An 8763-nucleotide genomic window follows, 5' to 3' on the forward strand; every position below is an offset into this window, starting at 1 on the left:
TTGTCCCAGCCTCTCCATTTTTATAATACGACAATTTTTTCAATAATGACATCATGAAGCGGTTTGTCTTGCATTCCCGTTCTAACGTTTGCAATCTCATCGACTACGTTCATGCCTTCAATTACTTGGCCAAATACAGAATGACGGAAATCTAGCCATGGAGTTCCCCCTTTTTCCATATATGCCTCAACAATTTCAGCAGGATAGCCAGCTTGCTCCATTTGTCCTTTCATACTAGGATCAACTGTTTCACTTTGAACAATGAAAAATTGGCTTCCGTTCGTATTTGGGCCTGCATTTGCCATTGACAATGCTCCACGAAGATTAAATAACTGCGGCGTAAATTCATCTTCGAACGGTGCTCCGTAAATGCTTTCGCCGCCAGTTCCATTTCCGCTTGGATCTCCGCCTTGAATCATAAAGCCATTAATAACACGGTGGAAAATTAAGCCATCATAGTAACCATTCTCACTATGTTTAACAAAGTTTTCAACTGTTTTTGGCGCTAATTCAGGAAATAATTTGATTTTAATTTTCCCCATATTTGTATGCATTTCAACTACTTTTTCATTTTCAGACACTTCATTTGTCAACTGTGGATATGTAACTTGTTCTGTCATATGTATATAACCTCCAATAAATATTTTCAATATCCTGTCCTAACTTTACTAAAATTAACAATAAAAGTCCAAAAGCTTTCTTAGAAATAAGAAAAATTTTCTTTAAGCTTCCATACTTTTAGTTTTGGACAAGTTCCTTCATAATATAAATAACAATATTTTTCGTACAGGAGGAGTTATATTGAACGTTGGGGACAAGATTGTAACAAATAAAAAGACAGGAAAATATATCGGTGAAATTACCGAAGTTTTTCCAGATCATTATGTATTTAAAGTTCTTGCTGTATTGCGCCATCCTGCACAAGGTGACTTGCATCACCCAAACGAAGGGGATGTTCCCTTTTTTCATGAAAGAAAGGCTCTAGCTTACCTGGAGCAGACAAATATACCAATTAAAACAGTAAAACCATTTGATGGCGAAATTCCGGATTATAAAGCATCTCTGCAGGCAGCTGTAAAAGAATTAATAGAGAAGCTGCAACCCGCAGATACAGTATATGCGAAGAAAAGCATTGAAGCATTAAACAGCATTATAAAAGAGTATGAGTTAATGTACAATATTACATTTTAAGTTGATGGGAATCTGACAATTCGTTGTTAGATTCTTCTTTTTGCAGCCTATTTATTTCGATTTTCGAAACTTTTTCATTGAACTCTTGAATAGTTCATATATAATAATATTTAGGTTAACGAAATACTTTTGTGAGCTACTTACAAGACTATTTACGGGAGGAGAATACTTATTTCTATAAATATTGAAAAGCGAAATTTATGGATTATGTTCGTCTGCAACTTTCTAGTTGGAGCAAGTACAACAATGATTATCCCATTTTTATCGCTATATATTAAAACATTTGGGCATTTTCATGATGAATATGTTCAGAGATGGGCTGGATATATTTTCGGTGTTACTTTTTTGGTAGCCTTTTTTATGTCTCCTATTTGGGGACGCATCGGCGATCGCTACGGCTTTAAGCCAACTTTAATCATTACTGGATTTGGCATTGCCGCAAGTATCTTTTGCATGGGGTTCACCCATAGTGTGATTGGATTATTTATAACCCGCTTATGCATGGGAATCGTTACTGGATTTATTCCTACTTCTATGGCATTAATTTCTGCACAAACCCCTAAAGAAAAAGCAGGGAAAATTCTCGGAACTTTACAAATGGGGAATGTTTCGGGCAGCTTATTCGGTCCTATGATCGGCGGAACAATCGCAGATCAATTTGGTTTTCACTATACATTTATCATTACAGCTATTACAATTTCTTGCGCAGCTTTTGGTGTCGTATTCGGTATTAAAGAAAAGCGGCAAGCAGCCAAACAAAAAACCAATGTTCACGTTTCACCGATCGCTGTATTAAAACGGATTATTAACCGGAGAATTTTATTTACTGTTATGATAATCGCCTTAATCATTCAAATGGCCAATTTTAGTGTTCAACCATTGCTTGCTCTTTATGTTAGTCATCTGACAAGCGCTGGAAATGTTGCGCTTTTGTCTGGAATGGCTTTCTCCGCAACAGGTTTTGGCAATCTATTATTAACAAGAAAATGGGGTTCATTAGGTGATAAATACGGGCATGAAAAAGTACTACTCATTCTGCTATTACTAGCATGTCTTTTTATGGCGCCTCAAGCGCTTGTCAGCCATTTATGGCAATTAATCATCTTGAGATTTCTTTTTGGCATGGTCGTCGGCGGTATGAATCCTAGCATTGTTGCTTTTATTCGCATTGAAGCTCCGCTGAACATGCAAGGTGAAGTACTCGGGTATAACCAAAGCTTTCGTTTTTTAGGCAATGTTGCAGGACCATTGTTAGGGGGAGTAGTCTCTGGAATAAGTGGAATATCTTCTGTTTTCTATGTAACTGGAACACTATTTATTTTAGGATTCCTGTTATTATTCTATTCTGTTCGTCATGAACAACATCATGAATTACACCGTAGCTATCATCATTAAAAGTCCGGCATCATAATGAAGGATCGCACTTTGTTATGATACCAGACTCTTTTTATTTAGGAAGGGATTGATTTCCGCTGCAGGATGCTCGCTTTTTCCCGGAGGAGCCTCGCAGCTTCCGCTCCAATCACTTTATGAATAGCTTGATAAGGAGCACTAAAGTTTACGAAACCAGACTTTTATTATACAGTTAGCGCTTCGCAACGACTGCAATTGTACATCTTGATAAACAAATAAGGTTTTCTTCCTCATCTTGAATATGTATTTCCCACACTTGTGTACTTTTACCGTGATGAACGACTTTTGCAATTGCTGTAACGGTACCGTCCTTCTTTGAACGAATATGATTAGCGTTAATTTCCAAACCAAAACAAATTTCTTTGTCAAGATCAATCAAATGAGCAGCTCCTAAGCTGGCGACCGTTTCAGCTAAAGCAACCGATGCACCCCCATGTAAATAACCAAACGGCTGTCTCGTTTTTTCATTTACAGCCATTGTTGCAACAACTTTACCATTTGAATTTTCAATAATATTGATCCCTAGCACATCAATTAAAGTATTTTTTGTCTCCATGATTCCATCCCTTTTTTTAAATAGACTTGTCGATAACATATCAATGATTTTTACAGCATACATTAAAGTATTGAATGTTCTACGAAAGAGGGTGTGACATTTGTACCCATATTATTATAACATCTTCCCCCCATATCCTACATATACAATACCATACAGACAATATCCATCACCAGATACGAATCAATTTATGAATTCAGCTATGCGCATTCATGAAATGATGAATAGCGCCCAAACAATTGTAAATCACATTGCTCGTTCAAAAGACTTTTCGACAAGATTAATGAATGCGGCACAAGGATCTAATATTGCCGAGGTAAATCGACTTGTTAAAAGTATCCAGACGCCGTATAGTCCAATCGCTCATTTTAGCCCTGATGGTCTAGTTCTTACTTTTTTTTATCAAACAAAAGCTCATCCTACCCCTGATTCTTGCTGCCAATTGCAAATAAAAATGCGGTGGATATAAAAAAGTCTGACATCATCTTATGATTGTGAAAGATGATATCAGACTGCTTTCGCTATCTGTTCATTTTTTAGTAGCCGTATGGTGGACGCCCTCCTCCAAATGCTCCATATGGTGGATATCCTCCTCCATATTGCGGATAAGCCGGATATGGAACAGGAGGCGCTGCTGGAGGATATGGAAAAAACGGTCTAGGCCGAAGAACAAGTGCGCTCCCTAGTAGCCCTCCAAGAAAGCCGCCCACTAATGGACCACCAAAAAATGGGAAAAATCGTGTAGGATATGGTGTATGTGGGTTCATCGTATACCTCCTTTTTCTTACTCAATTTAATTTATGCATCTATAAAAAAATAGACTGGGCTTCTATAACCTAGTTTACGACATTGTCGACTGGGCACCTCTCTGTTTAACCTTCCTTTTCTTCCATTTTACTTTAATAAAAATTGTAACTAACAGGATAACCGGGATGATGATTTGAAAAGGAATATGAAAATAAATTGGAACAAGTCTTAAACCTTCTTCTATATGTTCTGCATAACTTGTTGCCTCCATAATTGACATACAAAGAACAATGAGCGTAAGGGGATATGCTATATTCTGATAACGATCAATTTTAAATAATTGTGCATAAAAAGTGAGCGATGCATAAAAGTATATCGATATTTTAAAGAATCCTCCTACTACTAAAGCAAGCATGAAAAACACATCTAGTCTTTCTAAAAATTCAGCAATTCGTATTTCTTGGATCGTTGACAGCAATGGGAATGGAGAGCGCTCGTTAGCATCAATACCTAAAACGGCAATATTAATCACCATCGTAAGCGCTAAGTTAATGCCGCTTAATGTTATTGCTGATATTCCAATTGGTTTAATTTTTTTCGTTTCTTTAATATATGGAAATAATGCCATAAAGACAACTGTTTCTCCATATGGAACATATAATGTTTCGCTATATATACTTTTTAATACTGGTGTCAGACCATGTTCTAAAACAGGTTTCAGTTTACTGACATCAATTAGCTGGGAAAAAATGATGAGTATGAACCCGACAACAGCTAAAACATAGAGAAAAGAAAAGAGAATTTCACCTGTTCTGGCAATCACTTCAATTCCCTTTCTAACACCATAAAGCACGCCGCAAATCATGATAAAGTTTATAACTAATAAAGGCGTCTCTGAATATGAAACAGTAACAAGCATCTCTCCCAAATCTCTTAATACACGTGCAGCAATATAAAGAAAATAACTTGCATATGCAAATCCAATTATCCACCCAAGGAACTTACCGAATGCCGTTTTATAAATATCAAGTGGGGATGTCCCTGGGTAATACTGATAGATTTTATAAAAAATCAGAAATAAAAACAGACTTCCTACCATTCCTCCTAATGTTGCTAACCATGCGTCCTGTTTTGCCGAGATTCCAGTTCCAATCACAAGAGAACTTCCCATTTCAAATAACAAGATCAAAACAAATAATTGGTAAGTTGATATTTTTGCATTTTCCATATGTCACCAAACCTTATTCTTTAATATTGGAAGTAAAAGGATCACTACGCAACTCAGAGTGGCGGACGAGAGATTGAACATGGACTGATACTGATAAATTAGGAAAACCCTCATCATCCCAATTTTTACTCATTGTTTTCCAAACACCCGGATATTTACGATAGATTAGTTCTCCGAATCCAAATACATCGGTCTTCTGCCCCTGGACATAATGAACGGTGTCCTCTAATTGGTTTTCTAATTTATGATTAATCATCATTTGTAATTGAGATAATTGTTTTGGATCTTTTAAACTAATAGGACGAGTTGCTTCTTCAATATTTCCAATTACTTTTAGCGTCACATTGACATGTGGTTTTCCATTTTTTAATGTAACACTTATGTTTGGTTCACTTTCCTTTACTTTATAATCTAATGCATATGGACTTCCCTTCCATTTTAATGGCACCGTCGTTCCTTCTGTTTTCTTTAACATCCACGTAATCGCTCGCGCACGATAACCTCCGACCCAATCAATTAACTTGCCATGTTTGAAAAGACCGAGATCAGAACTTACTATATGTGCGGGAGTATCTGTATAGTTTAAACTGTCTTGTGACTCTCCTTTTTTCATATTCCCTACCATTTCGAAACTTCCAATTATTGGTTCTATCCCTTGTGTAGTAGCATCCTCGATGATGCCACTAACAACTGATTTTAATTTTCCGCCTGATAATTCTTGAGCATTATTTAATGTTTTATTCACTTTATCTGTCGGTATTTTATCGATTGGTGTCAGCACTTTTAAAAAATTAGAAGCCCTTCCATTCCGTGCAATAATTACCGTTGTCGTATTCCGAAATTCTTTATCTCTTTCAAATGCGTCTAACAAAGGATAAATGCCCTCTTTCGCTAATTCCTCGCCAATCACAAGTAAGTTCGCATGTGAATAATACATGATTCTTGAAATCTTATTCGTTGCTTGGCGATTTGCTTCAAGGAGATTTCCCCCTTTACTTTGATAAATTGTCACAGTTGGGCCTTGTGCTACCCCTCCCCCTTGGACGCTCGCAATATTTTGCGCATTAATAATTTGAAAAGTAATAAGGATCTGCCCATCCTTTGTCCTATCTATCCCCATTGCATTAACGAGTGCCAAATTAGACAATTCATTTTGTCCCCAACAGCCTGACAATAAACTAAGCATGCAAATCATCATAATGGATAGTATGAATGGTCTAATTTTCATTTTGATCACCTTTCCCTTTATGAAATTGGTGTTTTCCAATTGGCGGGAGCGGCCTTTGATCATTCGCTTGGCGGACTACATTATTTTTACTAATATCTTGTGGCCTTTTTTGTAGCTTCCAAAGTGGTGATCGAATAACTGTATCATTCAAATTGGCTTTTCGGAATGGTGCAAATGGCGTCATATAATTAACGCCAAATGATCTTAAACTGCAGAGGTGAAGGATCATGACGATTAGTCCCATAATAATGCCATAAAAACCGAAAATAGCCGCAAGCATCATATACAGGAAGCGAATAAGGCGCGCAGATATCGCAATTGCGAATGATGGAGTAGCAAAGCTTGCAATTGCTGTAATTGATACAACAATAACCATCGCTGGAGAAACAATCCCGGCCTGTACAGCCGCCTGCCCAATAACAAGGGCACCAACGATTGAAACTGTTTGTCCAATCGGTCTCGGTAAACGCAAACCAGCTTCACGCAATATTTCAAAACAAATTTCCATCATGACCGCTTCGACAAAAGCTGGAAAAGGAACCAATTCCCGTTGTACAGTAAGTGTAAAAATGAGCGATGTTGGAAGCATCTCTTGGTGAAAGGTTGTCGCTGCAATATAAATAGCTGGACCAATTAACGAAATGGCAAACACTAAAACCCTTAAAAAACGAATTGCTGTTGCAATATCAAATCTTGAGTAATAATCCTCAGCGGACTGGAAAAATTCTATGAAAATGGCAGGAGCCGTTAATACAAATGGTGTACCGTCAACGACGATGGCAAACCTGCCTTCTAATAAATTGGCAGCAACCACATCTGGACGTTCAGTGTGATATAGGGTAGGAAAGGTTGTAAATGTCCGGTCTTCAATGAATTGTTCAATATACCCTGATTCTAAAATAGAATCAATACGAATTCCCTTTAACCTTTTCCGCGCTTCATCGATTATTTCTTCATCCGCAATGCCATTTATATACATTAATGCAATATCGGTCTGTGTTACCGTACCGATTTTCATTGACTCTACCCATAGATTTGGACTTTTAATACGTCTTCGAATCAACGTAGTATTTGTTCTAAGTGATTCCGTAAAACCATCTCGTGGACCGCGAACCGTTACTTCTGTAGCTGGTTCTTCGATCGAACGTTTATCTCCGCCCCTTGTACTAATGTTTAAAGCTCCAAAAACATGATCAACTAACAAAATCGTGTCACCTGAAGCCAATTGATGAAAGAGATCATCCCAATTGTATACAGTATTTACACTGCCAATATTGATCGTCCTTTTTTGTAGTTCATTTAAAAACGTATGCTTATTAGTCCAACAATCATCAATTTCCTTTTCGTCCATAATATTTTTTAACAGACTTATATTAATGACGGGACTATCCACAAGTCCATCAATATAAACGATTACTGCCGATATATTCGTTTTTTTTCCTAAAGTAAGTTCGTGTATAACAATATCTGAACTATTACCCGTTATCTTTTTAATATGATCAATATTTTTTTTAAGGTCCGTGCTCATTTTTTCATGAGGAAGGTTCGTTCCGATATCAATTTTTTGTGTGTCTTCAGTAGTATTCTGTCTATCCGCTTTCTTTTTTGCAGATCGTTTCCACCAGAATGGCATGTTGATTCCTCATTTCATAATCCAAATTTTACCCTTTAAGCCACTAGTCATCATGTGTACGAAAAGGATATATGCGCAGACTATAAATAGTGATCTTGAAAATCAAGAATGTATTAACTAGTATGGTTCATTTTGTAAGAATTATGAAAAGGATTGATTTCAATTGAAAATCCTAGAGGTATTCCTTGTTGCAAGTGTAAGTTCTTATCTTTGTTTAGCTTTTTTTGACTTCATCATTATTCACTCATTTATGTACGCGCTAAAACATCCATTCGGGCTTTTTTCTACTATGCACACGAATGCAAAAATGATTGTAGTGCTTTTATTTATCATGTATGTGTTAAGACTTCTATTCTCAATCTTTGGTAAAAATTTAGGTGAAACGCGATAAATGAAAACAATAAAAGGTCAAACATCTTCTTTACAAAAGTAAAGAGGTTGTCTGACCTTTTTAAATTTAATCTATAATATGTTCTAATTAATCTAAGCGGAAAATACGAGAACTTAGAGAAGGGCCGCAGAAAGCGAGCATCCTGAATCGGAGATCAACAACTCCTTTTTGATGAAAAAGCAAGTTAACGAAAACAAAGAACGTTGACTGACATTACTTTTGTTAATTAAAACCGTTGATTGAAGCGAAAGGATGCGAGACTCCTGCGGGAAAAGCAGGATAGATGAGACCCCACAGGCGTGCAGCGAGGGCACTGAAAAAGTCCATTAAATTATTAGACGGTTAAAGGTTGAATAAATTAAACCTTTAACTGTCT

The 8763-nt window shown here is 36.7% G+C and carries 9 protein-coding genes; 3 read left to right on the forward strand and 6 right to left on the reverse strand.

Annotation, left to right across the window (positions count from 1 at the left end):
* Window positions 1-20 precede the first annotated feature (20 nt).
* Window positions 21-620 (reverse strand): peptidylprolyl isomerase, encoded by a 600-nt coding sequence (locus tag G4D61_RS12880; protein WP_035348223.1) that lies wholly within the window; start codon window positions 618-620, stop codon window positions 21-23.
* A 181-nt stretch (window positions 621-801) separates the two neighbouring features.
* Between G4D61_RS12880 and kapB the strand changes: the two genes are divergently transcribed.
* Together kapB and G4D61_RS12890 are read left to right on the forward strand one after the other, a co-directional pair.
* Complete coding sequence (gene kapB / locus G4D61_RS12885; protein WP_025727052.1) at window positions 802-1191, forward strand: kinase-associated lipoprotein KapB; 390 nt, start codon at window positions 802-804, stop codon at window positions 1189-1191.
* Between the two features lie 177 nt (window positions 1192-1368).
* Window positions 1369-2586, forward strand: coding sequence for an MFS transporter (locus G4D61_RS12890; RefSeq protein WP_163174149.1), 1218 nt, complete (start codon window positions 1369-1371; stop codon window positions 2584-2586).
* 190 nt (window positions 2587-2776) lie between these two features.
* Here the strand turns inward: G4D61_RS12890 and G4D61_RS12895 are convergent, their stop codons facing one another.
* Entirely contained in the window at window positions 2777-3160 is a 384-nt protein-coding gene (locus G4D61_RS12895) for a hotdog fold thioesterase (RefSeq protein ID WP_163174140.1), read from the reverse strand.
* 100 nt (window positions 3161-3260) lie between these two features.
* On the opposite strand from G4D61_RS12895, the gene G4D61_RS12900 reads away from it, so the two are divergent.
* Entirely contained in the window at window positions 3261-3629 is a 369-nt protein-coding gene (locus G4D61_RS12900) for a YuzC family spore coat inner layer protein (protein ID WP_025727055.1), read from the forward strand.
* Window positions 3630-3696: 67 nt separating this feature from the next.
* Here the strand turns inward: G4D61_RS12900 and G4D61_RS12905 are convergent, their stop codons facing one another.
* The 4 genes from G4D61_RS12905 to G4D61_RS12920 form a co-directional block, all read right to left on the reverse strand.
* Window positions 3697-3927, reverse strand: a complete 231-nt coding sequence (locus G4D61_RS12905; protein ID WP_163174142.1) for a hypothetical protein — start codon at window positions 3925-3927, stop codon at window positions 3697-3699.
* 74 nt (window positions 3928-4001) lie between these two features.
* Window positions 4002-5135: a GerAB/ArcD/ProY family transporter gene (locus tag G4D61_RS12910; protein ID WP_025727057.1), complete on the reverse strand. Its 1134-nt coding sequence runs from the start codon at window positions 5133-5135 to the stop codon at window positions 4002-4004.
* A 13-nt stretch (window positions 5136-5148) separates the two neighbouring features.
* On the reverse strand, window positions 5149-6363 hold the full coding sequence (locus G4D61_RS12915; protein WP_035355896.1) for a Ger(x)C family spore germination protein: 1215 nt from the start codon (window positions 6361-6363) through the stop codon (window positions 5149-5151).
* Entirely contained in the window at window positions 6353-7996 is a 1644-nt protein-coding gene (locus G4D61_RS12920; RefSeq protein WP_163174144.1) for a spore germination protein, read from the reverse strand. The genes G4D61_RS12915 and G4D61_RS12920 overlap by 11 nt, the downstream gene beginning before the upstream one ends.
* Window positions 7997-8763 lie beyond the last annotated feature (767 nt).

Source organism: Heyndrickxia ginsengihumi, from assembly GCF_011008565.1.
GTDB lineage: Bacteria > Bacillota > Bacilli > Bacillales > Bacillaceae_C > Weizmannia > Weizmannia ginsengihumi.

What these genes read in the sequence shown, in the direction of transcription:
- G4D61_RS12905 (WP_163174142.1), bottom strand. Translation starts at nt 3,927, where the DNA reads ATGAACCCACATACACCATATCCTACACGATTTTTCCCATTTTTTGGT.
- G4D61_RS12920 (WP_163174144.1), bottom strand. Translation starts at nt 7,996, where the DNA reads ATGCCATTCTGGTGGAAACGATCTGCAAAAAAGAAAGCGGATAGACAG.
- G4D61_RS12915 (WP_035355896.1), bottom strand. Translation starts at nt 6,363, where the DNA reads ATGAAAATTAGACCATTCATACTATCCATTATGATGATTTGCATGCTT.
- G4D61_RS12910 (WP_025727057.1), bottom strand. Translation starts at nt 5,135, where the DNA reads ATGGAAAATGCAAAAATATCAACTTACCAATTATTTGTTTTGATCTTG.
- G4D61_RS12880 (WP_035348223.1), bottom strand. Translation starts at nt 620, where the DNA reads ATGACAGAACAAGTTACATATCCACAGTTGACAAATGAAGTGTCTGAA.
- G4D61_RS12895 (WP_163174140.1), bottom strand. Translation starts at nt 3,160, where the DNA reads ATGGAGACAAAAAATACTTTAATTGATGTGCTAGGGATCAATATTATT.